Here is a 26,332-nt window from a genome sequence, read left to right on the forward strand (position 1 = left end):
CGCGTTCCTGACGACGCGCCGCGTTTTGCGAGGAGCGGGCTGCGCGCCGAATGGCCGCCGGCCGGGCTACTCGGCGATACTGAGCGGGATGTCCGCGCCCGGGATAGCCGCGAGCAGCCCGCGCGTGTATTCCTCTTTCGGGTTGTCGAAGATCTCATCGGTCGACGCCGCCTCGATGAGTTTGCCGCTCTTCATGACCAGCACGTCGTCCGCGATCTGGCGGACGACCGCCAAATCGTGGGTGATGAACAAATAGGTCAGCCCGAATTCGCTCTGCAGCCCGTCCAATAGACGCAGAATCTGATCTTGTACGAGCACGTCGAGCGCCGACACGGCCTCGTCGCAAATGACGACTTCAGGATCGAGCGCCAAGGCGCGGGCGATGGCGACGCGCTGGCGTTGCCCGCCCGAGAGCTCATTCGGGTACCGCTTTACCGTCGACGCCGGAAGCGCTACTTTCTCGAGCAAATCGTGGATCTTCTTGCTGCGTTCGCGCTGGCTGCCGATGCCGTGTACGCGCAGCGGCTCTTCGATGGTGCGATAAATCGAGTACATCGGGTCGAGCGTGCCGTACGGGTTCTGGAAGATGGGCTGCACCTTGCGCCGCACGTCGAGCAGCTTGGACCCGGTCAGCGGCGCGATATCGCGGCCCTCGAACAATATTCGCCCGGACGTCGGGCGTAACAGCCGCAACGCCATCTGCGCCACCGTCGACTTGCCGGAGCCGGACTCGCCGACCAGTGCCATTGTCGTGCCGCGCTTCAAGCGGAACGACACGTCGTCCACGGCCTTGAAAACCGTCGCCTTCTTGGCGAATTCACCGCGCACCGTGAATTCCTTGGTGAGGTGATCGGCTTCGAAAACGACATCGTCCGGCGCCGACGAAGCCGCGGCCGGCGCCTCGGCGGAAGACGTGGCGGCCGCGGCCCGATGCTCTGTTTCGAGTCGCCGGGATGCCAGCGACGGCGCCGAGTGGACAAGCCGGCGCGTGTACGGATGCTGGGGGTCCTGCAGGATTTCGCGCGCGGACCCGGATTCGACCACCTGCCCCTTGTACATGACGACAAGGTGCTCGGCGCGTTCAGCGGCTAGGCCCAGATCGTGAGTGATGAGCAGAACCGCGACGCCGAGCTCCGACGTCAGCCCGTCGAGGTGACCCAGTATCTGGTGCTGGACCGTGACGTCGAGCGCCGACGTCGGCTCGTCCGCCACCAGAAGCTTCGGCCGCGCAGCCAGGCCGATGGCGATGAGCGCGCGCTGGCGCATGCCGCCTGAAAACTCGTGCGGGAACTGCCGAGCGCGGCGCCTGGCGTCGGGCAGGCCGGCCTCGGACAGGACCTCGGCCACGCGTTGGTCGGCGGCCGAACCCTTGGCGATGCGGTTGGCTTTCAGGGTCTCCTTGACCTGGAACCCGATCCGCCACAGCGGATTGAGGTTCGACATCGGGTCCTGCGGTACCAGCCCGATCGATGATCCGCGCAGGGCCGCGACACGTCGATCGGACATCGTGGTGAGTTCTTGGCCGTCGAATTCGATGGACCCGCCGAGCACTGATCCGTTGCCGGGCAGCAGCCGCATGATGCTGTGCGCCAGCGTGGATTTGCCGGACCCGGATTCGCCCACGATGGCGACGGTCTGGCCCGGATACACCGTCAAGCCGGCCTTCCGGACGGCGTGGACTACGCCGTCGCGCGCCTTGAATCCGACCTCGAGGTCGGTGATCTTCAGCAGCGGAGTTTCGGTATTGCTCATCGTTTTCTCGTCTTCGGATCGAGGGTGTCGCGCACCGCGTCGCCCAGCATGATGAAGCTGAGCACGGTGATGGCGAGGGCAGCCGCCGGATAGAACAATGCTTCCGGATTGGTGCGGATCAGGTCTTGCGCCGCGGCGATATCAGCCCCCCACGACACGATGGAGGTGGGTAGCCCGAGACCGAGGTACGACAGCGTCGCTTCGGCCACAATGTAGATGCCGAGCGATACCGTCGCCGTCACGATGACCGGCGCAATGGCATTCGGGACGACGTGTCTGACCAGGTTCTTCATCGACGAGGTGCCGATCGCGGTCGAGGCCGTCACGAAATCGGAGTTTTTCATTGAGATCACTGCGCCGCGCATGATGCGTGCGATCTGGGTCCAGGCAAACGCCGCGAGGACCGCGGCCATGCTCCAGATGCCGGCATGGTCGCGGAAGAGCTGCATCAAGACGATGGCGCCCAAGATGAACGGCACGGCAAAGAAAATGTCGATCAGCCGGGACAGGACGGCGTCCACCCAGCCGCCGAGGAACCCGGAGACAGCGCCGACGACTCCGCCGATAATGACCACTGCCAGCGTTGTGAGGATCCCGACCGCAACGGACGCGCGAGTGCCGTAAATGACCCGGGCGAATATGTCGCAGCCTTGCTGGTTGAATCCCAATGGGTGACCGGAGCGTGGGGCACCAAGAGTGTTGTCCAGCGTGCAATACGTCGGATCGGCCGAGGTGAAGAGCTTCGGCCACACGATGGCCAGCAGGATCAGCAGGATCAGGACGGCCGAAATGATGAAGACCGGGTTCCGGATGAGGGACTGGCCGGCGTCCTTCCACAGGCTTGCGCCGGCGGATTCGGAAGTGACGGCGTCGACGTCCTGCAATGGCGTCTCATCGAGCGGCGCGACGAAACGTTCCTGACCCGGCCGCACACGAGTTGATTTGTTAGGCATATCGGATCCTTGGATCGAGGACGGCGTAGAGCAGGTCGACAGCCAGGTTCGCGAAGATGTACACGATCACGAGCAATGTCACGATCGAGACGACGGTCGTGCCTTCCTGGCGAATAATCGCGTCGTACAAGGTATGGCCGACGCCGTCGACGGAAAAGATGTTCTCGGTGACGATCGCCCCGCCCATCAGGGTGCCGAGGTCGGCACCGAGAAAAGTGACCACCGGGACCAGCGAATTGCGCAGAACGTGGAACGTTGTCACGCGAACGCCGGAAAGGCCCTTGGCGCGCGCGGTGCGCACGTGGTCGGCCGTCAGATTCTCGACGACCGAGGTTCGGGTCAGCCGGATGACGTAGGCCAGTGACACACCGCCGAGGACCATCCCCGGCATCAACAAGGAGTACAGCGATGCATCCCGCGCAGTCGCAGGAAGCCACGAAAGTTGCAGTCCGAAGACGAACTGGCCGATGAACCCGAGCACGAATGTCGGGATCGCAATGACGACGAGCGAGAGCATCAGCACCGTCGAGTCGAAGATCTTGCCCTTCCGGATGCCCGCGATGACGCCGACGAAGATGCCGAGGACCATTTCAAAGACGACTGCGATGAACGCCAATTTGATTGTCGTCGGGAACACGCGGGCGATGATATCGAGCACCGGCTGGCCGGAGAAGGTCATCCCGAAATCGCCGGTGGCCAAACCTTTCAAGAAGTACAGGTACTGCACGAGAAAGGGCTTGTCGAGGTGGTAATTGGCGCGGATCTGAGCCACGACGTTCGGGTTCGGAGCCCGTTGGCCGAAGAGCGCTTGAACCGGGTCGCCCGGCAACGCGAACACCATGATGTAAATCAATAGTGTGGCGCCGATGAGCACCGGGATCATCTGCAACAGTCTGCGCAGGGTGTAGCGAAGCAACTGGGTGGGCCTTTCAAAAAAGAACGCTGGCCGTCATGGACGTCGGCGAACGCTCGCGGCCGCTGAGAAGGGCGCGGCACCGTGCGTCGGCGGCGCGCCCTTCTCTGAGCGGGCGGTTCTAGCTCTTGGTGATGTTGTAGTAGACCGGAACGTTCTTCCAGTCGAACTGCACATGCTTGAGCGTCTTCGTGCTTGCGCCGGAGACGTTTTCGTACCAAAGCGGAATTGCCGGTAGATCCTTCAGCAGAATCTCTTCCGCCGCCTGATAATCCTTGATGCCTTGTTCGGGCGTCTTGGCCGAGGCGGCTTCCTTGACCTTTTGGTCGAAGGCCTTGTTCTTGTAATCGCCGTCGTTCGAGCCGTTACCGTCCGCGGCTCCCGAGGAGTACAGCGCAACCAGGTAATTGCCGATGGACGGGTAATCGCCCTGCCAGCCGGAGCGGAACGGGTGATCGATCTTGCGCGACGTGATCTCGCTACGGAACTGGCTGAACGTGGCAACCGGCGCACCGGATGCCTTGATTCCGAGCGTGTTGGTCAGCTGGTGGCTGACCGCGTCGACCCACTGCTTGTGCGGATCGTCACTGTTGTAGCCGAGCTTGAACTGGCCGGTCCATTTGCTGATCTGGTTGGCCTTCTTCCACAATTTCTTGGCCTTGGCCGGCTGGTACTTCAGCACGTCCGCACCCTTGAGGTTCTTGCTGTAGCCCTCAAGCGGTGGAGCGGTGAAGTCCGTGGCCGGCGTACGTGTGCCTTGGAAGATGGCCTTGGTGATCTGCTTGCGGTTGATTGCCATCGAGATGGCCTGGCGGCGCAGCCTGCCTTCCTTACCGCTGAAATGCTTCAACCGGCCCGGAATCGTGAAGCTTTGGAAAACCGAGCCCGGCTTGCTGTACGCCTTCGTGCTGCTGTTGTCCTTGAACGTCTTCAGCGCCGATTCCGGGATCATGTCCACGAGATCGAGCGCGCCGTCCTGTACGTCGGCGTACGCGGCGTCGATGTTCGTGTAGATCCGGAAGTCGATGCCTTCGTTCTTCGGCTCACGGTTGCCGTCGTACTGATCGTTCTTCACGACGCTGATCTGCTTGTTGTGCTGCCAGGCGTCCTTGCCGTCCAGTTTGTACGGACCGTCGCCGATCGGATGGTTGCCGAAGGCCTTCATATCCTTGTAGGCCTTTTGCGGCAGCGGGAAGAACGCCGAGTAGCCAAGACGCATCGGGAAGTCCGACTGAGGCGAGCTCAGGGTCACCGTGAAGTGGTAATCGTCTTGGACCTTGAGTCCGGACATTTTCTTGGCGGTAGGCTTCTTGCCCTTACCGCTCGGGTTGACGTCTTCGTAGCCCTTGATCGGCGAAAAGAAGTTCGCAGCCAACTGCGCATTGCTGGCCAGCGCGCCGTAGTTCCAGGCGTCGACGAACGAATGGGCCGTGACCTTCTCACCGTTGGTGAACTTCCACCCCTTCTTCAAGGTGATGTGGAAGGTCTTGGAGTCCTTGCTCTTGATGGATTTGGCAACTTCGTTTTTCGTGCTGCCGTCCGGCTCGTAACTGACGAGGCCGGCAAAGAGCGCATCGATGACCTTGCCGCCGTTGACCTCGTTCGTCGACGTCGGAATCAACGGGTTCTGCGGTTCGCCGTTGTTCACCGAAATGATGTTGTTGCCTTCTGCGCTGTCGCTACCGCTTCCGCTGCCGCAGCCGCTCAGTGCGAGACTGAGGGACGCGGTGATGGCAGCTCCAGCGAGCAGCGTCTTGTGACGTCTGCTCGTCATGAGTCCTCCTTGGTTTGTGGGGTGAGTCATAATGAAACTCCCATCATTTATACGCGTCTGATCTCAAATGGTGAAATTCCGGGATTGATGATAGCAACCGCAGGCATGTCGGCCGGGCGAATGCGAAAGCGCAAAAATTACATCAATAAATAATATATTCGTAAGATGCACACATTTTGCGGCAATCTACCGCGAATACGAACTGCTAGCAGTGTTTGCGACGACGTCGGTGTCGTTGGCGTTTGATCTGGCCGATGGTACCCCGTCGAGCCGCACGGTGGAGTGCATCGAGTTCGAGCCCGGCGGCGGTGGGGTCGTGGTCGTCCATGACGTCGTAATGTCGTCCGGTGGGCAGCGTCCATCGGAGAATCCGGGGTCCGGTGTGCCATCGGCTGGAGGGGGCGGATGGTCGTGGGCGGACTTCGACCGTGAATCGTTTGGCGGTTTTCGCCTGGTGATGCGATTTGCAGACCGGGTGGAGGTTTGCCTTTTCGGAGAGTCCGCCGGTCTGACCGTCAATCCAGGGGATCAGGTGGTCGATTTCGCAGGCCCCGGCCGGTTTGCTGCAGCTTGGGAGAGTGCATTCGCGGTCGCGAGTGCGGATGAAGTCTTTCATTCGGCTGGAGAGCCGATAGCGGTTCCGGTCGGCATCCAGCGGCCGGCCGGTAGCCGGGTCGGTGAGGAGGCGCTCGATCCAGTCGGATCCGGCGGCGATCTGCCGGGCCATCGGTGCCGGGATGGGGCCGTATCCAGCCATGTCACCCGGCAGCTCTGCGCCCAAGAGTGTCGCGAAGGGGACTGTCACGGTGATGCGATATCGGGCCGGGTCGACCTCCCGGCCACCCTGTGTACGGACCTGTACTCCGGTCAGGAGGTCGAATCGGAGTTGATCCAAGGTGCGCGCGTCGGGCTCGCCCCAGTCGATCTCCTGGCTGCCGTCGTGTGCTCGAGCGGCAGTATCGACCCGGTTGAACAATGACCGCAGACGGTCTGCAGGCCCGAACAGGGTGAGCCAGGCGGACCCGTCCCGATCGGGCGAGAACTGGACGGACCGATCTCGGGTGGTGCGCTGCCTGTTTTCTTCGGCCAGCAGGGCTTGTTTTGTGATCAACCACCGGCGGGTTCGCCGACCGAACGTGTCGAAGGTGATTCCCTCGTCCCAGTCTGCGACCGCGTCGTCGAGCTCCCCGGCCAGGCCGGCAGGGAGGTTGCGGGCGGCGTCGACGATTTTTCGGAACCGCCTGGCGGACAGCCTCCCGGCTTTCAGCGCCGCCAGCACTTGCGGTAGGCAGGACACGACGAGCATCCCGTCCAATAGTCGGGTTGTGCCCGTCACTCCGGCGATGTCCAGTTCGCACGCCACCTCGTCCCCGGCCCACCGGAGAAGCAGATCGGCAAGGCTTGCTCGGAACGCTCGTCGTCGGCCGGTGGAGGACTCTCCGGACGCATCGGGCGCCGCAGTACCATCGGGTGCCGCCGCGTCTGCGATGACGCCGGCATCGTCATCGGCGGGCTCACTGGCCTCAGCGGGTGACGATGCACTGGCGGCCTTGCCGCCGGGAAATTGCTTGTCCGGGTCGGTGCGTTGACCGCCGAATGCGGCAAGGAACTCGGTTTGCCGTGCTTGGAAGAATGCCATTGCCTTTGCGCAGTCGCCCACGGCTCGCAGCAGCTCGCCGGCGTCGAGGGTTGATTCGTCGATCTGAGCAAGTTCATCGAACGACGGCGCTCCCGGCGCGGCGTCGTCCGCTGCGCTTTCCGAAGGGCCCGCCGCTTTCTTCATGACACAACTCTATTGGTGAGCACTGACAACTAGACGCGTCGAAAGCCCGATGGAACGATAATCAAGATTACGAAACAATAACAGTTATGCCTTATTTGTTTCGTCGGCCCTCGCCCGACGTGAGCTTGAATCGACGAATTTTGCCGACGCTCGTTCGCGGTAGCTCGTCGATGAGCTGCCACTCGACAGGTCTGGCAGCCGAGGCGAGATTCCGCTCGGCCCAGGCCGCGAGGTCGGCAATCCGTGGCGGGTCGTCCGGATGGCGCGCCACGACGTAGGCAACGGGCACCTGGTCGCGCACATCGTCGGGGCGGGCAACAACCGCCACTTCAAGCACTCCGGGGGCGTCCGCAATTGCCGCCTCCACCTCGGTGAGGCTCACGTTTTCGCCGGAGACCTTGATGACGTCGTCAATGCGTCCGACGAACCGGTACGCGCCGTCCCGTCGAACCGTCACGAGGTCGCCGGTGGCGAACCAGGTGCGTCCGTCGGAGTCGGTGTGGAAGGCTCGCGCGGTGATCTCCGGTGCGTCGAGATACCCGGCGAACAGATCCTGGCCGGGGACGCCTTCCACGAGGAGCAGCCCGACCTCTCCCGGGTCGACGGGGTCGTAGGTCGCAGGGTCGACCACCGCGACAGTCCGATCAAGGATGGGAGTGCCGATGACGGTGGACGACGGCGTCGTGCTGAGATCCGCCGTGACGATGGCGACAGTCTCGGTCATGCCGTACAGCTGCCGGGGTTCGGTGCCGATGATGCCGGCGAATTCGCGGAATTGCGCGGAAGACAGGTTCTGCGCGAACCAGACGTGCTCGAGGTGGAGCTCGGGGGCGTCGGACGGTCGGCGGGCCAGGATCATCCGAATCGGCGCGGCGAACAAGCTGGCGTGCGTTGCTTCCAGCGCATCGGCTTGCCGACACCAGCGGGATGCCGAGAACGTCGGCGTCAGCGCGACTCCGGCGCCGACCGCAATGGCTGAGGCAAAGCAGTAATACTGTGCGTTCGCGTGGAACAGCGGCAAGGTGACAAGCCACCGGTGCTCCGGGCGCAGGCCGATGACCGCCGACATGGCACGAGCGACGTTCGCATAATTCGCCTGGGTCAACTCCACGCCTTTCGGGGCCGATGTCGTGCCCGACGTGAACATCACGGCAAGGCGATCGGTTTCGGCCGGCGACACGTGCCGGCCGTCGTCGGTCGGCCCCGCGGACGACAGCAGTGGCGCCGACGGCCCGACGTCGTCCGCGGTCTCGGACAATTCGATGAGCGACTCGAGCCGCCCCCGCGCGCCGTCGCGGTACACGTCGCCGCGCGCAGCCGCATAGATGCCGATACGAGGCGACGTCCGCTCGATCTGTGACGCGATCTCGCGAGCCGCGGACGACGGGTCGACCGGTACGATCCACGCGCCGATTTTGGCTGCGGCAAGCCACAGTGCGATGAACGCCGGACAGTTCTTCAGCGCCAGATGGATTGAGCTGCCCGGCATCACGCCGGCTTCGAGCAAGCGGGCCGACACGCGTGCCACGATGTCGTCGAATTCGCCGTACGTCCACGTCTCGGGAGCGGTCTCACCGTCGCCGAACACCAGAAACTGTCGATCGCCGTGGTCGCGGACTGCGCGATGCCACACGGCGTCAAAGGTCTCGCTCGTCATATGAATAGTATGGCGGCAGGAGTGAACCCCCATGCCATACGAATTGCGCACAACGCTGACCGGTAGCAGCCTCGACGCGTACGCTATCGCCGGCCACGCCGTGAATTCGGCAGTCGGCTTCGACATCGACGACGACGCGCGCCGGCGCGTGGCGGCATCCCGGGAAACGGCTGTGCGGGTCGCCGAGCGTCGCCCCGTCTACGGCCGGACGACCGGAGTCGGCGCCAATCGCTCGGTCGAGGTAGCCGCGGGCCGCGAGCAAGACCTCCGGCTGCTGAAATCGCACGCGACCGGGTCGGGCGACGAGTTGCCGCACGGCCAAGTGCGCGCCGCGATGATGGTCAGGTTGAATCAGCTGCTGGTCGGCGGCTCCGGCATGCATCCGGCAATCATCGACGCTCTTTCGCAGGCCCTGCACGACGACGATCTGCCGCGGGTACGTGCGTTCGGTCCTATCGGTACGGGCGACCTCACCAGTTTCGCGGAAATAGGCCTCGGTTTGGCCGGGCTGGTACCCGTGGAAAGCGGGCGGTTGCGCGCGTATTGGCGGCCGCGGGCCGGTGATGCCCTCGCCTTCATGTCGACGAACGCCATGAGCGTTGCGGCCGGTTGCCTTGCCACTGTCGCCGCGGAGCGATGGCACGACCATTGTCTGGCGATCGGCTGCCTCTCACTCGTCTCCGTGCGCGGAGCGGTCGAAGCTTTAGCGCCGGCCGTGCAGGCGGCGCGTCCGCATGCCGGCTCGGAAGAGACCGCAGCACGTTTGCGCATGCTGCTGAACGGGCATGCGCCGGCACCTGCGCGGATCCAGGATTCGTACGGGTTTCGCGCCATGGCGCAGGTGCAAGGCGCAGTCCGTCATGCGCTCGACGACCAGCACGACGTCCTGAATATCGAAATGAACGCGGCAAGCGAGAATCCGCTCGTCGACGTCGCCGGCGACGACGTGTTCCACAATGGCAATTTCCATTCGCTTCCGATCGCGCTTGCCTTCGATTCGACGAAGTTGGCCGTTTCCAGTGCGGCACACCTGGCGTCGTGCCGGCTGACGGATATGTCCGAACCGGAGATGACGGGGCTCGAGCCGTTTCTTGCGGCGGGCCCGGCCGGAAGCAGCGGCACCATGTTGCTGGAGTACAACGCCGCGGCAGCCCTGGCCCGGCTGCGCGCGTCCGCGAGTCCCGCGACGCTCGGGACGACCGTCGTATCCCGGGGAGCCGAAGACCACGCCGGCTTCGCCGCGCAAGCCGGCGACCAGCTGGACGAGTGCATCCGCGACGCGACGTTCGTGTCGGCATGTGAACTGCTCACGGCGATTCGCGCGCTGACGCAGGCCGGACGCCGGGTCGAAGCGGGGACGCCGCTGGGAGACTATTTTCAGCGCGCTCGGGATCTCGTCGACGCTGAAATGGCCGACCGGCCGCTGGGCGACGATCTTGCCGCGGTCGCGTCGTTCCTCAACGGGCCGACGGGGCTGCCGGACGCCTCCGTAGACTGAACCAATGGCAGGGATCGACGGCGCACAGGCTGACGCGCAGGCTCACGGACTGGCAGTCGAGTTTCGGCAGCGCCCGGACGCGAGCAGCCTCGAAGAAGCTGCGGCGCTCTTGGATATCGAACCGCGCGAGATCGTCAAATCACTGATCGTGCGGAACAAGCATGATTACTTGTTTGCCTTGATCCCCGGTGATCGGCATATCGCGTGGCCCAAGCTCCGCGCGATCGTCGGCGCCAACAAATTGTCGATGCCTCCGGCCGACGAGGCGTTTGAAGCCACCGGATACGAACACGGCACCATCACGCCGATCGGCAGCTCCCGGGCATGGCCGATTTACGCCGATGAGCATATCGTGGGCCGGCGGATCGCGATGGGCGCCGGCGCCCACGGGTACAGCGCGTTCGTCGATGCCGATGCGCTCATCGCCGCGTATGGAGCCGTGGTCGCCGACATCTCGGCCTAGCCCGGAGACTGTGCTGGGCCCAGACGTCGGCGACCCGTGTTGGAAGAGGCGGTGAGGACTCTTATGCCTCTTCGCGAATGAGCTTCTTGTTGACGAACTCGTCCATGCCGTATTTGCCGAGTTCGCGCCCGATGCCCGAACGCTTGACGCCGCCGAAGGGCAGATCGGCCTGCGTGCCGGCCAGTCCGTTGATCCACACCATGCCGGTATCGAGCCGGTCGGCGACGGCGCGGGCCTTGTCGGTGTCCTCGCTCCACACGGCTCCGCCCAATCCGTACGGCGAACTGTTGGCCAGGTCGACCGCCTCATCTTCGGTGGAGACCTTGTAAACGACGGCAGCCGGGCCGAACAGCTCTTCTTGATACGCGCGCATCTCCGGCGTGATGTCGGTCAGCACCGTCGGCTCGACGTACGCGCCGGGGCCGTCGACGGCCTTGCCGCCGGCATGCACGGTGGCCCCCTTGTCGATGGCGTCCTTGATCTGGGCCATCAGGTTGTCGGCAGCTGCCTGCGACGACAGCGGACCGAACGTCGTCGACGGATCGGCCGGATCACCGGGAGTGACCTTGGAGATCCGGGCAGTGAGTTCCGAGACGAAGTCGTCGTACAAGTCGTCCTTCACGATGAAGCGCTTGGGCGAATTGCACGCTTGGCCCGCGTTGCCCAGTCGGCCGGCGGCAGCCATTTTGGCAGTCTTCGTCAAGTCGGCGGTGTCGAGAAGGATGAACGCATCGGAACCGCCCAATTCGAGCACGCACTTCTTCAAATTGCGGCCGGCGGTTTCGGCAACGGCCGAACCGGCGCGCTCGCTACCGGTCAGCGACACGCCTTGATTGCGCTGATCGGCGAGGATGTCGGCGACCTGGTCGTTTGTCGCGAAGATGTTGATATAAGCCCCGTCCAGGAGCCCGGCGTCCGCAAAGATCTGCTCGATCGCCAGCGCCGACTGCGGGCAGTTCGGGGCGTGCTTGAGCAGCACGGTGTTGCCCAGCATCAGATTCGGCGCAGCGAAACGCGCGACCTGATAGTACGGGTAGTTCCACGGCATGATCCCCAGGAGAGACCCGACGGGGGCCTTGCGGACGACGGCGCTTCCGCCGCCCGCAACGCTGAGCTTCTCGTCGGCCATGAAGCTTGCGCCGTTCTCGGCGTAGTAGCGGAAGATGCTCGACACGATGTCGACTTCGCCTTTTGCCTGCGCGAACGGCTTGCCCATTTCGCTGCCGATGAGGCGGGCCAGATCGTCCTTGCGTTCTTGGAAGATCTCGGCAACCCGGTTCAGCACGGCGGCGCGTTCGTCCAGGGACGTCGTCTTCCAGGTGTGGTACGCCTTGTCGGACTTGGCAAGCGCAGCTTCGATATCCGCAGATGTCGTCTCGGGGAACTCCTCCAATGTCTCGCCGGTGGCCGGGTTCACTGATTTGTAGGTAGTCATGGAGCCAACCTATCCCGGAGATTTCGACACGCTCAATCGGCGGGGGCCGCGCCCGACGGGCGGCTCAGTCCGCGCCGAGCGAATATCGGTGTTCGGGACGGCCGGTTGCACCGTATTGCAGTCGCAAGGTCACGGCGCCGCTGCGGGCCAAGCCGGCCAGGTACCGGGCGGCGGTGGCGCGGGATACGCCGACGGCTTTGGCGATCTCGAGCACCGAGGCGTCCGGCCCGATCGAATCGATGGCGTCGACAACAGCATCCTCAGTGGCCGACCGGGCCGGCTTCGCTTTGTCGGCCGGGCGGATCATCGTCTGTGCCCTGTCGATCGCGGCTTGGTCGAGCGCTCGCCCGGACTCGAACACGCGACGATACCGCGCATACGCTTTGAGCCGGCCCTCGAGTTCTTCGGCCGGGAACGGCTTGATCAAGTAGGCAAACGCGCCGCGTCGGAACGCCGTGCGGACGTTCCGCGGGTCCGTTGCAGCGCTGAGCACGAACGCGTCGATCTCGGTGGTTTTCAATAGGTCGATGCCGGATCCGTCGGGCAGATACGTGTCGACGAGCAGCAAATCAGGCTCGGACGCCGTGATCTGTCGTAGTGCCGTGCGCCCGTCTCGTGCCGGGGCCAAAGCCGCGAATCCGGGAGTTGAGTTCACTATGTCAGCGTGCAGCCCGGCGACGAAGAAGTCGTCGTCCACGACCAGCACGCTCAAGTCGTCGCTCATGTCGCATCCTCATAGTCGTTGTCGTTTGTCAAGACTCCCGGCAGCCGTGCGCAAAACGTGGCACCGCTTCCGGCGGCGTCGCCGGGCGAGGCGAGCCACAGATCGCCGCCGCGTTGCCGCGCGATCCGTCGGCACAGCGGTAGCCCGACGCCGTGCCCGTGTGCCGAATCGTCGTTCGAGTCGCGGGTGCTGTATCCGTCGGCAAACACGTCGGCGACGGCTTCGGGCGGGATTCCGTTACCCGAATCGGACACCGCCACGTGCAGATCGGCACCGTCGCTGAGCAGATCGACCTCGATCCACCGGGGCTCGGTGCCGTGCACAGCGGCCGTAACGGCGTTGTCGATCAGATTGCCCAGCACGGTCGTGACATCGTGCACGCGGGCCAGTTCGCCGTGCACCGCCGAATTCGGTCCGATCCGCGCCGTGACGCCGCGTTCGGCGGCCAGGGCGGACTTGGCGCCCACGAACGAGGCGAGGAACGTCTCGTCGATCAGTTCGAGATCTTCCGCCGGGTATTCCAACGGGCCGGCCGCAATGATCGAGTCGAGATATTCGGTGGCCTTGTCGGCACTTCCGGTGTGCAAGAGTCCGGCCACGGCGTGCAGTCGTCCGGCGAATTCGTGCCGCTGCGCCCGCAGCGCGTCGGTCAGCGTTCCGACGGCGTCCAATTGGCGGGTCAACGATTCGATGTCGGTGCGGTCGCGTACCGTCAGTACCCAGCCGAGCTCGCGGCCATCGCGGCGCACCCGCTGCGCCGCCGCGATCAGGATCCGCGACCCGGCGGACACCTGGACGGGTGCGGCGTCGACGTCGCCCGGTAGCTCCGCAAGCGCCGGCGGGAGGCCGGCTTCGGCAAGCGGGAGGCCGACCGGATCGCCGAGATCGAGCAGCCGCGCGGCTTCGGCATTGCACACGGTGATCACGCGTGACGAGCTGACGCCGATCACGCCGTTATCCACGCCGTACAGCACCGCCTCCTGGTCGCCGACGAGAGCCGACAACTCCTCGGGCTGCAGGCCGAGGGTGAGACGGTGCAACCGCCTCGTCAGCAGCCACGATGCGAGCGCCCCCAACAAGAGCGCAGCAACGGCAGTGGCCGCGATCTCGGGGATGTTCTCCTTCCACGTTGCGCTCAATTGTTTGGTCGAGAAGCCGACGCTGACCTCGCCGACCACGCGGTGGGTCTTGTCGTACACCGGTACCTTCGCGCGGGCGGAATCACCGAGAGTACCGCGTTGGATGGTGGTGACTTCGTGGCCGTGCAACGCCGCCGCAGGGCTCGTCGACACCGGCTTGCCCAGGAGCGCGGGGTTCGGATGCGCCAGCCGGATACCGGCGTCGTCCGTGATCACCACGAACAGCGCTCCGGTGCGTTTGGTCGTGTCCTGCGCGTAATGCTGCAGCGTGCCGGCGCGAAGCCGGACATCGGAGGGCACCCGCCGTCCGGCACTGATGCGGGTGACGTTGCGCCGGACGACGGGAGCCGCGGCTACCGATTGAGCGCTGCTGAGCGCGCGCTCCTGCACCTCGTCGGTGACGCGCTGGTACACGATCCACGTGTAGACGCCGGCAGTGAGAGCCACGACTATGGCCATCACGACGAGCAGCAGCGCAAGCGTCTGCGAGGTAAAGCTCAGCCGTCGCGGCCGGACGCGGGACTCGGAATTCACAGTGCTGAGCATAATGCGCAAAACCCACAGAAGACGAACTTCTCGCCGTAAGTGCACAAAACCTCCGGCGCTTGACTCCGCGGCCCTAGCGTCGAGGGAGTTTCACGTAACGCACGTCACAGTGCGTCACCCACTCGGTCAAAGGAGAACGAATGAACGCCGCAACGGCAGGGGAGGCCGGATCATGCTGGTAATCCTCGGGTTTTTGATGATCGCCACTTTCATGGTGCTGATCATGACCAAGAAGCTGACCCCCATACTCGCGCTCATCATTGTGCCGACCGCTTTCGGCCTGTTCGCGGGCGCGGGGTTCGGCATTGGCGACATGGTGATGGATTCCATCAAGGACATGTCATCGACGGCGGCGCTCTTGATGTTCGCCATCGTTTACTTCGGGCTGATGATCAATGTCGGACTGTTTGATCCGCTCGTGCGCCTGATCCTGCGCAAGCTTGGCAACGACCCGGCGAAGATCGTGCTGGGCACGGCGCTGCTATCGGGCGCGGTATCGCTGGACGGCGACGGGTCCACGACGTTCATTGTGGTCACGGCCGCGCTGTTGCCGGTTTACCAGCGGCTCGGCCTGAGCCCGGTCGTCTTGACGTGTGTGGCCGGGCTGACCAACGGCACGCTCAACATCGTGCCGTGGGGCGGTCCTACGGCACGTGCCGCGGCTGCTCTCAAAGTGCCTGCCAGCGACATTTTCGTGCCGCTCGTCCCGTCGCTCGTGGCGGGGCTCGTCGTATCGCTTGGATTTGCGTGGATGCTGGGCGTGCGTGAGCGCAACCGGCTGCGTGCGGCCGACCCGATCCGGTGGTCGCGCGAGCCCGCAATGGCCGGAGTCGCGTCGTCCGGAGCCTCGGTCGGCTCGGTCGGCGGCGCATCGTCCGGTGGCTCTGCGGGCGGCGCCGATCCGGCTGCCGGCTCAATGGCGGACACGGCGTTGGACCCCGACCGCGAGTCGCTGCGGCCGAAGCTGATCTGGTTCAATCTGGCGCTGACGGTGGCGATCATGGTGATGCTGGTCGTGAACGTCGTCCCGCTGCCGTTCGTGTTCATGGTCGGATGCGCCGTGGCACTCGTGGTGAACTTTCCGCACATCGGCGACCAGGCAAAGCAGCTTGCCTCGCATGCCACGAGCGTGATTGCCGTCGTCGCCATGGTGCTGGCCGCCGGCGTTCTCACCGGCGTGCTCAGCGGCACCGGAATGGTGGACGCCATGTCGTCGTGGCTGGTTGGCATCATTCCGGATTCGCTGGGGCCGCACATGGCAGTGATCACGGCGCTGCTGAGCATCCCAATGACGTTCTTCATGAGCAACGACGCCTTCTACTTCGGCGTGCTGCCGGTACTCAGCAACACGGCGGCGCACTTCGGCGTGGCGCCGGTCGAGATGGCCCGTGCCTCGGTCATCGGCCAACCGGTGCACCTGCAAAGCCCGCTGGTGCCGGCCATCTTGTTGCTGGTGTCGCTGGCCGGTGTCGATTTGGGTGACCATCACAAGAAGGTGTTGTGGCGGGCGCTCGTCGTTGCGTTCGTCATGCTGGCCGTCGGAATCGGGCTGGCCGTGATTCCGTTCGGCTAGGTCGAGTTCGTCCTTCGGCCGTGAAGTCGAGACTCATTGAGTGAAATCCTCCCATGGTTTTATGAAAGGATTCCTCTTAATGGCTAAACATTTCGATGCTCAGGCGAATCCTGCGAATGAGTAAATTTACGGAAGAGAGCGGCACCGTGACCGATCACGGCGCCGTTCATATGCGCGCGAACCAAGTGCGGCTCGTCATTGCGCAACTCCTCGGCGGGATCGGCATCGCGTCGGGCGTGGCGGTCGGTGGTTTGCTCGCCGAGCAAATCTCCGGCACGCCCTCCGCTGCCGGATTCGTACAAACGGCCTCGGTGCTCGGTGCCGGGTTCCTGGCGATCCCACTGGCCAGGCTCGCCGCAAAACGTGGCAGGAATTGGGCGCTCGCCATCGGCTTCGGTCTCGGCGGGGCGGGTGCGGCACTGGTGATCGCGTCCGCCGTCACCACACAGTTCTGGATGCTGCTGCTCGGAATGCTTTTTGTCGGCTCCGGCCGCGCGGCAAATCTCCAAGCACGGTATGCCGCCACCGAACTCGTCGACCCCAAGGCGCAGGCCCGCGCAATGTCCATCATCATGTGGGCGACGACTGTGGGATCGATCCTCGGCCCGAACCTGTCCGAGCCGGGAAGTGTCGTGGGACGAGTCGTCGGCATCGATCCGCTCTCCGGGCCGTTCTTGTTTTCAGTTGTCGCGTTCACGTGCGCGGCGCTCGTGGTCGCAACGCTGCGAGTCCGTCCGGCGCCGTCCGGCAGGACCGGCCAAATGGACGACGCGACAAACGCTCCAGACCCGTCTCGGAAACCGATCGGCTCGGTCGCGGCCATTCGAATCGCTTGCCACAACCCGGACGCGATATTTGCCATGGTCTCGATCGTCGCCGGCCAGATGATGATGACGTCGGTGATGGTCATGACGCCGATTCACATGAGTCACGGCGGCATGTCATTGACCTTGATCGGCGTTGTCATAAGTGTTCATACGCTTGGAATGTATGGGGCCAGCCCGCTTTTCGGATTCTTGGCCGACAAATTCGGCCCCCGCAATATCTCGTTGTTGAGCACCGGCATCTTTGCGGTCTCGCTCGTTCTCGGCGGCCTCGACGCATTTTCGACGCACTCCGAAATGCCGCGCCTGCTGATCGCGCTGTTCTTGCTCGGGTTCGGCTGGTCGGCTAGCCTCATCGGCGGCTCTGCACTGCTCAATCGTTCGGTGGACGACGACATCAAGATTCCGCTGCAAGGCGGCGTCGACTCCTTGATGAACTTCGGCGCCGCAATCCTTGCCGCACTCGCCGGACCGGTTTTGGCGCTTGGCGGATTCTTGGCGGTCAACGTGATGGCAGTGTGCATCTTGGTGCCGTTCATCTTCTTCGGCGTCAGGGCGTTGGCGCGGCGGTAACGGCGCAGCCCGGTCGGCGAAACGACGTGCGACACGCTTCGGGTTTACCCTGTCTTTTCGCGCTCGAACCCCGCGAGCATGGCATCGATGCCGAGAGCAAATCGGTCTTCCGGGCTGTCTGGTTCGATCTCGTTCGTGCCGGCGACGAGTAGCGGAAAATGACCGGGATCGATGGACGCCGTGGGGTCGCCGGTGCTGTGTGAATCGTCGGTCTTTTCCGTCGAGTTCAGCGGGGCCGTCTCGACGACGACGTGCCCGAGCACCAGGCTGACCGTCGACCGGATGATGCGTAGCCCGGCTCCCGGCGTGAAGCCTTCGGCGACGAGCATCGTCAGCGCCGATTCGATCGAGGAGAGATTCCGTGGCGTGATGGCGGGCCGCGAGGCGATCAAGGGGACTACGCTGCGGTGGGCGATGAGGGATTGACGGAGCAATCCGGCGAAATCACGAAGGGCAGTACGCCAATCGTTCGCGTGACCGAACGGGTGAGGCGTCAGGGCGATCACCTGCTCGACGATGCCGTCCAGCAAGGCGGCCTTGTTCGGCACATGATGGTACAGACTCATGGCTTCGACGCCGAGCTCCGCGGCAACGCGGCGCATCGTCAGGTGGCCTAATCCGTCGCGGTCGACGATGCGGAGTGCGGCACTACAGATGTCCGATCGCGTGAGCTTTACCCGGCTGCCGTCGTGGTGAGGCATCAATTCTCCTTGACGAAACTTACTATGTAAGGCTACTGTACTACGTGCCTTACAACGTAAGGACATGAGAGGAGATTTAGGAGATCAATGACATCAACAACTGAGCCGCGCATCCGTGGCGAGAGAGTTCTCGCGCGGCGAGCTTTGCAAATTGGGCTGGCTCTCGGAGTGATTGCCGCGGCTGCGCCGGTCTTTGACCTGTTCGTCACCGCGTCGATCGAGTCACATGTACGCAGCGCGTACGAAGGCTGGTCGGCCGGCACCGTCGCGATGGACCGGAACGCCATCACCGGCTACCTCGTGGTGATCGGCATCCTGGGAATCGTCGGATGGGTCGGCGCGCTGTGGGCGTTACGAACCCGCATCGCATTCCCCGTGAGTGTCACGCTGTTTGTCGTCGGAACCGTATTGGCACTCGTCACGGCGTCATCATCCGGTGGCGCTTACGACACCATCGTCCCCGTGCAATTCGGCACCTTGGCATTGCTTCCATCGGTACCTGGGCTGGCCGCGGTCGTAGTGTTGTGGCGGGCGCGGAAGTTCCGCTGAGCAATAGGCGGCAGAAGCCGGCTGCCGATGCTATCGACCGACGGTTGCTATCGGCCGGCGAGGAATTTTTCGAGGTGGCGGGCGGTCTCATGCCAATCCGTCACGGCGATGCACCGGACGCCGAGTGCCTTGACGGCGTAGTCGTTGCCGCCCGGTTCGAGCTGGTCGCCGTAGAATAATAGGTCGTCCATCGTGAAGTTGGTCAGTGCGAGAAGCTGGTTGATGCCGTATCCCTTGTCGCGGCCCTTGCGGGTGACGTCGATCGAAGTCGACCCGCCGGCACGCACTTCGAGGTCGGGAAGCCGCGCATCGACGGCTTCCCGCAGCCGTCGCTTTTTGTCTCCGGTCGGATCCCAGCTCTTTTTCTGCTCGACCGGTGCGGATTGGCCGAGCGCCGAGAACGTCACTTGCGATTCACGGTCTTCAAGAATCGGGCCCCACGTGTCGTCTTCCCATAGATTGAGGGCGCGGGCGCTTTCCTCGAGAGCGGCGAAGGTTCGCTCCTTTTCGTCGTCGGTCAGCGCTTCCAAGTAGGTACGGTTCCAACCGCCGCGTCCGTCGAATTCGTAGTGCTGCGTGCCGCAGGCCGGAAGCAGATGCAACCGGTTGAGCCCGCCGGCGCCGGAGTCCGTCAGCGGCGTGATCACCTGCTTGCGGAACTGCTCGAACTGGCCGCCGGAGATCACGGCGACTTCGACGACGTCCAGAAGGCGCCCGAGCAGCGATGCCATGGCTGGATCCAGCGGCGACTTGGAGGGAGCCAGCGTGTCGTCGAGGTCGAAGACGAGCGCTCCGGGTGTCGTGGCGTCGTGCTGTGCGGCGTCGGACATAAGACTCCTTTGGGGCATCTGCCGGTGTCAGTGAAACAGCAGAGTATCAGCCGCTGTTGCCGGCACTCGGTGGGTTCAACCTACGAGGTTCGTCCTCCGGCCAGGGCGTCGACGAGGTTTGCGTACTCTTTCAGCGGGTGGTCGCGGCCGACCACCGGTTCGTCGGCATAGCGGACGACGAGCGAACGTACCGGTTTGGTGCCGATCAGCCGGCCGGTGTCCCCGGCGAGTTCGAGGGCGTGGTCGGCGCCGGTGTCCGCCAGCGATTCGGGACCGAACACCGCAACGGCCGGTACCGTGATGCCGCTGAAGTGCGGGGACCGCGCGGTGCCGCGCAGTCCCATGTGGTGGCCCGCCACGGCGGTCCGCGCCCGGGCGGCATGCACGGCGGCGGCGAAATCGTCCCGCTGCGCATGATCCAACGGGTCAGACACCTCGGCGAGCAGCTCGACGGACTCGTGCACGCCGGCCTTGCTGCGCGCCACCGTGAGGACCGCTACCGCCGTACCGTCGCCGGCGGAAGACCCGACCACGGCCAGCGTGGTCGGCGACGGCGCCCTGCTCCGGGCGAGTTCCGTGACTGCCGGCACGTGCCACGGTTCGCTCGCCGGCTCGATGACGCCCCACCCTTCGGGGTCGCTGCCGGTCGCCGCCCGAAACACCGCGGCGGTGAAATCGCCGATCCGCGTTTGCGCGCTCGCCGGATGCAGCACTTCGGCCTGCACGTGGAGGGCTCCGCGGGCCGCATTGACGTTGTCCGTGAACGCGTCGCTGACATCGTCGCGTGACGTGAACGAAGCGCCGTCCCACTTGAGGGTCTGCCCCGAATAGCCGTCGTAATACTCGCTGCCGTTGTCGACCACCCACGACCCCTCGACGGCGGCCAACCGCGCGCCGGCCGGCAGAGTCAATGCGCAGTCGGGCTCGGTCAACACCACGACCTGCCGGCCGGACTCGACGGCGCCGGTAAATTCTCGAGCGAGCTGTTCGGAGAGGTACACGGTGGGCTTGGCCTGCCGGACGACGACGGGCGAGTTTTCGTCGTCCACCGGTGAACTATTGAGTGGCCGCAATCCGTCATCCGTGACGCCCACAGTGAACCCGGTGGCATGCGCCGCGATCGATCGGATCAGCGTTGCCGCGTAGTCGCGAGCCGTCGGATCTCCGTCGCGTGCGTGGGCATCGATCCACCACGAGGGCGCCGGAGTGTTTGGATCGGGGGCGCCGAACAGACGGATCGATTCATTCGGGACGCGGATGCGTCGCGGCAGCTCCAATACCACCCGGCCGCCCGGACCGACATGAAGAACCGTGCCGCCCGAGCTTGTTCGGATGGCGTGGCCCCCGCCGGTGTCCTGAAGTGCCGCGCCGATCAGGTCTTGGGTGGGTTCGTCTCGGCACACTGCCACAAAATCGTTGCTCATCGGTCACCGCTTCCCTCGTTGCCGTCCGTCTCAGCAGTGACAGGACTCTCCGCCAGCACAGTCTGCACGGTCTTGGGCGGCCGGGACGCCTGAACCAGCCGGCCACGTCCGGCGGGCAGATGCGATGCGCGCACATTGTTGATCAGCGGCCCTTCGGTGCGGTCGCCCGACATGATCATCGAGCTGGCGCCGGAGTCGCGAAGGCCCATGAAGAACGACTCGTACATGCCGCGGCTGGCACCCGTGACTCGTCTGGTCAGGACGACGTGTAGGCCGATCTCTCCGCCCATGGCCAGATACGGCACGAACTCCTGCAGTGGGGAGTTTCCACCGGCCGTGAGCACATCGTAATCGTCGATGAGAAGCACGATGCGCGGCAGCGGGGTTTCCACGACTGCGCCGGCAGTGGTCGAATCGGGCACGCGGCCGGCCAGCTCTTTGGCGACGGACGCGCTCAGCTGGGCGGCCAGCGCACTGCTCGGCGCGTAGCCGCCGAGGTAGTCGTCGGGGATGACGGCACCGAGAGTGCGCCGCGGGTCGAACACCGCGAACACGAGTTCGTCGGCCGTCTGGCCGGCCATCAACGACGATGCGACGTGCTTCAGCAGATTCGTCTTGCCGCACGCGTCGTCGCCGAGAACTACCAGGCTGCCGTCACGGCCGAAGAGGTCGAGGGTTTCCACGCCCAGGTCGCTCTCCCGCAAGCCGAGCGGCACTGCCCCGGGCGCGAGCTCGACACAGGCCGACGACACGTCGCCCGGCGTCACGGCCGCGGGCAACACTCGCACAGTCCGTGCCGGTGCTTCGGTTGCGGATTCGGTGATCGCCGTGACCATGTCGCGCATGCCCTGGGTTGCCGTGTCGGCGTCAGCTTCGCCGTCGATACGCGGCAGCGCGAAGTGTCCCATCAGTTTCTTGTCCATCAACGCGCGCCCGGGCCGGTCGGTGCGGATGTTCTCGGCGAGCTTGCGGCCAAATGACGACTCGCCCGGATCACCCAGGCGGAATTCGATGCGATTGCCGAAGAACGATTGCTGTGACATGCGTACCTCGTTCCACCGCGTCGCAGTGGCTATCACGTGGACGCCGTATCCGCTGCCGCGCGCCAGGACGCCGTGCACCAGGTGTTCGATGTCCTCGTACGCATCGCCGAGCTGGCCGTATCCGTCCACGACCAGCACGACGTCCGCGCTCGCAAGCTCGGGAACCTTGTCCGCCGCATGCAGGTGGCGGAGCGTGGCCGGCGAATCGATTCCGTGACGCATGAAGATCTCTTCGCGCTCATCGAGCATTCCGGCGACTTCCTCAATCGTGCGGCGGACCATTTCGCGGTTCGTCCGCGACGCAATGCCTCCCACCTGCGGCAGGGCCTCCAGCGGCACGAGGCCGCTACCGAGCAGGTCGAGCCCGTACACGGCGACCTCGGCCGGGCCGTGAGTGAGTGCGAGGCTTGCGATGATGGTGCGCAGCGCCGTCGACTTGCCCGACTGGGGGCCGCCGATCAGCACCAGATTGCCGCCGGCATGCGTCAGGTCCAGGTTCCAGGCGGCTTGCCATTGTTTGGCGGGATTGTCGAGCAGCCCGATCGGCACGGTGAGTCCGCCGCCGGTGTGAAGCCGGACGCCGGCGCTGGTCATCGTCGCGTTGCCCGCCACCTGATCCAGCGCGATGGCACGCGGGAGCGGCGGCAACCAGATGGGTGGCGCGGCGCGCGGAAATTCCCGCAGCCGCTCGACGATCGTCGACATGACTGTTGGACCGGTCGTGCGGGCCGACGCCATGCTGGGCTGCTGAGTGTCGCCGTCCTCGTCGCCGGGTTCCGGGTCGGACAGTGTCGCCGCATAGCGGGGAAGGGGCAGTACCTCGGGCGGGACGTCGTCGGCGCTTTGCTCGTCCTCCGGTTCCGGCATCGGTCCGGACACATATCCGGCCTTGAAGCGGGTGTACGTGGTCGTGTCGACCTTGAGATAACCGAACCCCGGAACGGGCGGCAGGTGAAACGCGTCAGGAGTATCGAGGACCGTGCGGCTTTCCGACTCCGACAGGGTGCGCAATCCGAGCCGATACGACAAGTAGGTGTCGAGGCCGCGCAGCTTGCCGCCCTCGATTCGCTGGCTCGACAGCAGCAGGTGGACGCCGATCGAGCGGCCGATGCGGCCAATGGACAAGAACAAATCGATGAAGTCCGGTCGGGCCGTCAAGAGCTCGCCGAACTCGTCGATGATGACAACCAGGTGCGGCAACGGGTCGAGGTTGACGCCGTGCCGAGCCTGTTCGGCGCGGTGCAGCTCGTAGTCGGTGATGTTCGCCATGTTGCCGGCCGATTTGAGCACCTCTTGCCGGCGCTGGATCTCCCCGGCCAAGCTCGAGTTGACCCGTTCGATCAAACTGACGTCGTCCGACAAATTGGTAATGATGCCCGCGACGTGCGGCACGTCATCGAATGGAGCGAAAGTGGCGCCGCCCTTGTAGTCGACAAGCACCATGCTGAGCTGCTCGGGCGAATGCGTCACGAGCAGGCTCGAGACCAAGGTGCGTAGCAATTCGCTCTTGCCCGACCCTGTCGCACCGACGCAGAGCCCGTGCGGGCCCATCCCGAACTGCGCAGATTCCTTCAGATCGAGAAGGACCGGCTTGCCTCGGTCATCCAAGCCGAGCGGCACTCGCAAGAAGTCCACTTCGCTTCGCGGCTGCCACATGTGCTCGATCTCGGCAGTCGTGATCTCGCCGAGTCCGAGCATCCGGGCAAAGCCGAGGGTCTCCATAGCGGCGTCGTGTTCGAGCGAGTCCGGTGAAAGCCTCAGCGGCGCCAATTCACGGGCCAACCCCCGCGCGGTCGCAAGCGTCAGCGCGTCGAGTTCGCCATCCTCCACTATCGGACGGAACGGGTCCTCACGAAGATCCTCGAACCGGACGCCGCCGGGGGTTTGGCTGATCCGGATCGCCACGTCGCTCGGCTCCCAGCGCCGATCGGCTACCAGGTAGACGCCGGTCAACGCGATGTCCGCCGGCGTCGCTGCTCTGTCCGGCAGCCGGAGGGGTTCGGGGACGTCGCCCATCGAGTCGATGAACAGCAAGATCCGCGAGAGGCGTTCGGCAGTGCCGCTCCCCAGATAGTTTCGGCGCGATTCGGCGGCCATCGTCGATCTGCTGCGCAAATCGCCGGACATCAGGTCGAACAGCTCATCCAGCGACGGGGCGATCCGCCGTATCGGGCCGGTTCGGTGCGTGCGTTCTTGATCGGCCAGGTGGGGCAGCCACGTCGCCCATTCCCAGTCGTCGAACCTGTCCGTCGGCACCGCGAGCCCGACTTGAAGGTCTTCGGGCGACTGGAATGCTACAGCCGAAATGAGGAGGTTCCGGCAGACCGCCAAGGCGAACTCGCGGTCGCCGACCACGCTGACCGGGCCGACGGAGTCCAGCGGGATCAGCAGCGGCAACCCGGGTGAATTCTGGTAACGAGATCTGAGTAGTTCGAGTTCGGCATCCATGAATCGGTCGCGCTGCTGCAATGGACTGCTGTGAGCGCGGACGTCGACCCGCCGGCTTGGCAACGAGCCGAGACCGAGTCGCGCGTCCAGAAAATCCTCGTCGCCGCGTCGGCGCTCCCAGACCCGTTCCGGATTGCGGACGATGTCGAACAACGCCGTGGGAGGCGGATTGCCGATACGTGCGACGTTTCGCGCCGTTTGCTCGTCGGACCGAAGTTGAGCGCGGGTCGTTTCGAGGTATTCCAGATATTGTTCGCGCTGCTGCTGCCGTTTGCGCGTGGCCTTGCCGCGCTGGCTGAACAGCATGACGATCGACCCGACGACCGTCACGACCATCATGAGCGCGCCGACGGCAGCGAGGCTTGAGCCGCGGAAGAGCATCATGAGCGTCATCGACATGGCCGCGCCGAGCATTGGGATCATCGAGAGCATGTTCATGCCGCCCGAACCGTCCGGCGTGGCGGGCGGGTTTTCCACAATTATCGGTTCACCGGACCGCGTGGGCAGCGCCGTACGGGCCGGCCGGTGGAGTAGGCGGACGCTCATTGCACGCCTCGAGCCAGACTGAGCGCCCGTGACGTGATGGACGTCGCGGCAAGACGCGTGGATTCGGCGAGGTTGCCGAGTTGAATCCCGCGACCGCCGCTCAAATGCCTGTCATAGGGCAGCGGCAAGGCGGCGAGGTCGTGAGCGCGCAGCTGCGCGGCGGCGGCAGCCGCCGACACTTCGGAACGGGCATCCGTCTCGACGGGCACGTACAGACGCGGGACGGCGTCCGCCTCGGTATCCGTCGTCCATGCGGCTTCGGTGGCGAGCGCCGCGTCGATGCCCGGCGTGCTCGGCGGAACCGTGACGATTGCGGCGTGGCTGTTTCCGATCGCGGCCGCCGTGTGGCTCGATCCAGCCCCGGCGTGCGAGGAGTCGAAGTCGGTGATCGGGCCGGCGTCGATGACGGTGATGGGGAAATAGCGGGAAAGCACTGTGAAGAGCCGGGCCGTTTTGGTTCGGTCGGCCGTGTCGCACGCGCACGCGTAAAGATCGGAGCGCGCCGGCTGCAAGTGCGCGGTCAGGTCGGCGAACGTATCCGGCCAGTCGTTTTCGAATTCGGCGAGAAGATTGCGCACCGACGGTATCTCGGTGACACCGAGGCGGGCGTGTAGAGTGCCGATGCCCGGATCGCTGTCGATCGCGGCGATCGGGTCGCCCCTGACGGCACTGAAGATCCGTCCGGCCAGGGCGGCCATGGTCGTCTTGCCGGAACCCCCGCGTGGGCTGAGGACGACGATGCGGCGCCCCGTCGTCACGGCCTTCTGCGTTTCGACTGCCGCGCGCATCAGCTTCTCGGGGTACGAGTCGGACGTGAACAACCTGCCGAATCGGCGTGCTATCCGCGGAGCCCAGCGGTCGCCGCGTGCAGCCGAGAAGACGGAGCGGTCGATTACGCGCTCGCGGGCCCCCATCGTTTTGGCAAGGCGGCCGGCCGGGCTCGAGCCTTTCACGGCGTCCAGCGGCGCAGCGACGGCTGGCTCGGGTACGGCCTGCGTCGGCGGCGTTTGCGGTTTCGGCGGAACGGCTTTCGGAGAAACAGCGGGGCGTGCCGCGTGTTGTCCGGGAAAGCCGGACAAGCTGCGCGAAGGCGTGGCCGGTCCGGAATCTTCAGCGTCCGATCGAGTGTCCGGTGCTTGGGCCGTGAATTTCTTGGAGGCGCGGTGCCAGCCTGTTTCGCTCAT

General features: G+C 64.8%; 19 protein-coding genes. 5 read left to right on the plus strand and 14 right to left on the minus strand.

Annotated features, from left to right (window positions below):
- Window positions 1-66 precede the first annotated feature (66 nt).
- The 6 genes from BJY26_RS05425 to BJY26_RS05450 all read right to left on the minus strand — a co-directional run bounded on the left by BJY26_RS05425 (window position 67) and on the right by BJY26_RS05450 (window position 8,832).
- Window positions 67-1,752: a dipeptide ABC transporter ATP-binding protein gene (locus tag BJY26_RS05425; protein WP_179426359.1), complete on the minus strand. Its 1,686-nt coding sequence runs from the start codon at window positions 1,750-1,752 to the stop codon at window positions 67-69.
- Window positions 1,749-2,705: an ABC transporter permease gene (locus tag BJY26_RS05430; protein ID WP_179426361.1), complete on the minus strand. Its 957-nt coding sequence runs from the start codon at window positions 2,703-2,705 to the stop codon at window positions 1,749-1,751. Before BJY26_RS05430 ends, BJY26_RS05425 begins: the two co-directional genes overlap by 4 nt.
- Window positions 2,698-3,621, minus strand: coding sequence for an ABC transporter permease (locus BJY26_RS05435; RefSeq protein WP_179426363.1), 924 nt, complete (start codon window positions 3,619-3,621; stop codon window positions 2,698-2,700). Before BJY26_RS05435 ends, BJY26_RS05430 begins: the two co-directional genes overlap by 8 nt.
- A 118-nt stretch (window positions 3,622-3,739) precedes the next feature.
- On the minus strand, window positions 3,740-5,392 hold the full coding sequence (locus BJY26_RS05440; protein WP_179426365.1) for a peptide ABC transporter substrate-binding protein: 1,653 nt from the start codon (window positions 5,390-5,392) through the stop codon (window positions 3,740-3,742).
- Between the two features lie 205 nt (window positions 5,393-5,597).
- Window positions 5,598-7,175 (minus strand): HNH endonuclease signature motif containing protein, encoded by a 1,578-nt coding sequence (locus BJY26_RS05445; RefSeq protein WP_179426367.1) that lies wholly within the window; start codon window positions 7,173-7,175, stop codon window positions 5,598-5,600.
- 91 nt (window positions 7,176-7,266) lie between these two features.
- A complete protein-coding gene (locus BJY26_RS05450) occupies window positions 7,267-8,832 on the minus strand; it encodes a class I adenylate-forming enzyme family protein (protein ID WP_179426369.1) in 1,566 nt (521 codons plus the stop codon).
- A 31-nt stretch (window positions 8,833-8,863) separates the two neighbouring features.
- Here BJY26_RS05450 and BJY26_RS05455 point away from each other — a divergent pair, with 31 nt between their 5' ends.
- Window positions 8,864-10,330, plus strand: coding sequence for an aromatic amino acid ammonia-lyase (locus tag BJY26_RS05455; protein ID WP_179426371.1), 1,467 nt, complete (start codon window positions 8,864-8,866; stop codon window positions 10,328-10,330).
- 4 nt (window positions 10,331-10,334) lie between these two features.
- Window positions 10,335-10,793 (plus strand): aminoacyl-tRNA deacylase, encoded by a 459-nt coding sequence (locus tag BJY26_RS05460; protein ID WP_179426373.1) that lies wholly within the window; start codon window positions 10,335-10,337, stop codon window positions 10,791-10,793.
- A gap of 61 nt (window positions 10,794-10,854) precedes the next feature.
- Here the strand turns inward: BJY26_RS05460 and BJY26_RS05465 are convergent, their stop codons facing one another.
- The 3 genes from BJY26_RS05465 to BJY26_RS05475 form a co-directional block, all read right to left on the minus strand.
- Entirely contained in the window at window positions 10,855-12,228 is a 1,374-nt protein-coding gene (locus tag BJY26_RS05465; protein ID WP_179426375.1) for an NAD-dependent succinate-semialdehyde dehydrogenase, read from the minus strand.
- Between the two features lie 64 nt (window positions 12,229-12,292).
- Window positions 12,293-12,952 carry a response regulator gene (locus tag BJY26_RS05470; protein ID WP_179426377.1) on the minus strand — a complete coding sequence of 220 codons (660 nt, stop codon included), beginning with the start codon at window positions 12,950-12,952 and terminating at the stop codon, window positions 12,293-12,295.
- Window positions 12,949-14,625, minus strand: a complete 1,677-nt coding sequence (locus BJY26_RS05475) for a sensor histidine kinase (protein WP_237248908.1) — start codon at window positions 14,623-14,625, stop codon at window positions 12,949-12,951. The genes BJY26_RS05470 and BJY26_RS05475 overlap by 4 nt, the downstream gene beginning before the upstream one ends.
- 184 nt (window positions 14,626-14,809) lie before the next feature.
- On the opposite strand from BJY26_RS05475, the gene BJY26_RS05480 reads away from it, so the two are divergent.
- Together BJY26_RS05480 and BJY26_RS05485 are read left to right on the plus strand one after the other, a co-directional pair.
- Window positions 14,810-16,210 carry a CitMHS family transporter gene (locus BJY26_RS05480; RefSeq protein WP_179426381.1) on the plus strand — a complete coding sequence of 467 codons (1,401 nt, stop codon included), beginning with the start codon at window positions 14,810-14,812 and terminating at the stop codon, window positions 16,208-16,210.
- A 116-nt stretch (window positions 16,211-16,326) separates the two neighbouring features.
- A complete protein-coding gene (locus tag BJY26_RS05485) occupies window positions 16,327-17,607 on the plus strand; it encodes an MFS transporter (RefSeq protein WP_179426383.1) in 1,281 nt (426 codons plus the stop codon).
- 44 nt (window positions 17,608-17,651) lie between these two features.
- Here BJY26_RS05485 and BJY26_RS05490 read toward each other — a convergent pair whose 3' ends face one another.
- Window positions 17,652-18,308, minus strand: coding sequence for a TetR/AcrR family transcriptional regulator C-terminal domain-containing protein (locus BJY26_RS05490; RefSeq protein ID WP_179426385.1), 657 nt, complete (start codon window positions 18,306-18,308; stop codon window positions 17,652-17,654).
- An 87-nt stretch (window positions 18,309-18,395) separates the two neighbouring features.
- Between BJY26_RS05490 and BJY26_RS05495 the strand changes: the two genes are divergently transcribed.
- A complete protein-coding gene (locus BJY26_RS05495) occupies window positions 18,396-18,857 on the plus strand; it encodes a hypothetical protein (protein ID WP_179426387.1) in 462 nt (153 codons plus the stop codon).
- A gap of 47 nt (window positions 18,858-18,904) precedes the next feature.
- On the opposite strand, the gene BJY26_RS05500 is transcribed toward BJY26_RS05495, so the two are convergent.
- The 4 genes from BJY26_RS05500 to BJY26_RS05515 form a co-directional block, all read right to left on the minus strand.
- Window positions 18,905-19,687 (minus strand): HAD-IIB family hydrolase, encoded by a 783-nt coding sequence (locus BJY26_RS05500; RefSeq protein WP_179426389.1) that lies wholly within the window; start codon window positions 19,685-19,687, stop codon window positions 18,905-18,907.
- Between the two features lie 80 nt (window positions 19,688-19,767).
- Entirely contained in the window at window positions 19,768-21,111 is a 1,344-nt protein-coding gene (locus BJY26_RS05505) for a DUF6177 family protein (RefSeq protein ID WP_179426391.1), read from the minus strand.
- Complete coding sequence (gene eccCa / locus BJY26_RS05510) at window positions 21,108-25,148, minus strand: type VII secretion protein EccCa (RefSeq protein WP_179426393.1); 4,041 nt, start codon at window positions 25,146-25,148, stop codon at window positions 21,108-21,110. The genes BJY26_RS05505 and eccCa overlap by 4 nt, the downstream gene beginning before the upstream one ends.
- Complete coding sequence (locus BJY26_RS05515) at window positions 25,145-26,332, minus strand: MinD/ParA family ATP-binding protein (protein ID WP_179426395.1); 1,188 nt, start codon at window positions 26,330-26,332, stop codon at window positions 25,145-25,147. Before BJY26_RS05515 ends, eccCa begins: the two co-directional genes overlap by 4 nt.

The organism is Spelaeicoccus albus (genome assembly GCF_013409065.1).
GTDB lineage: Bacteria > Actinomycetota > Actinomycetes > Actinomycetales > Brevibacteriaceae > Spelaeicoccus > Spelaeicoccus albus.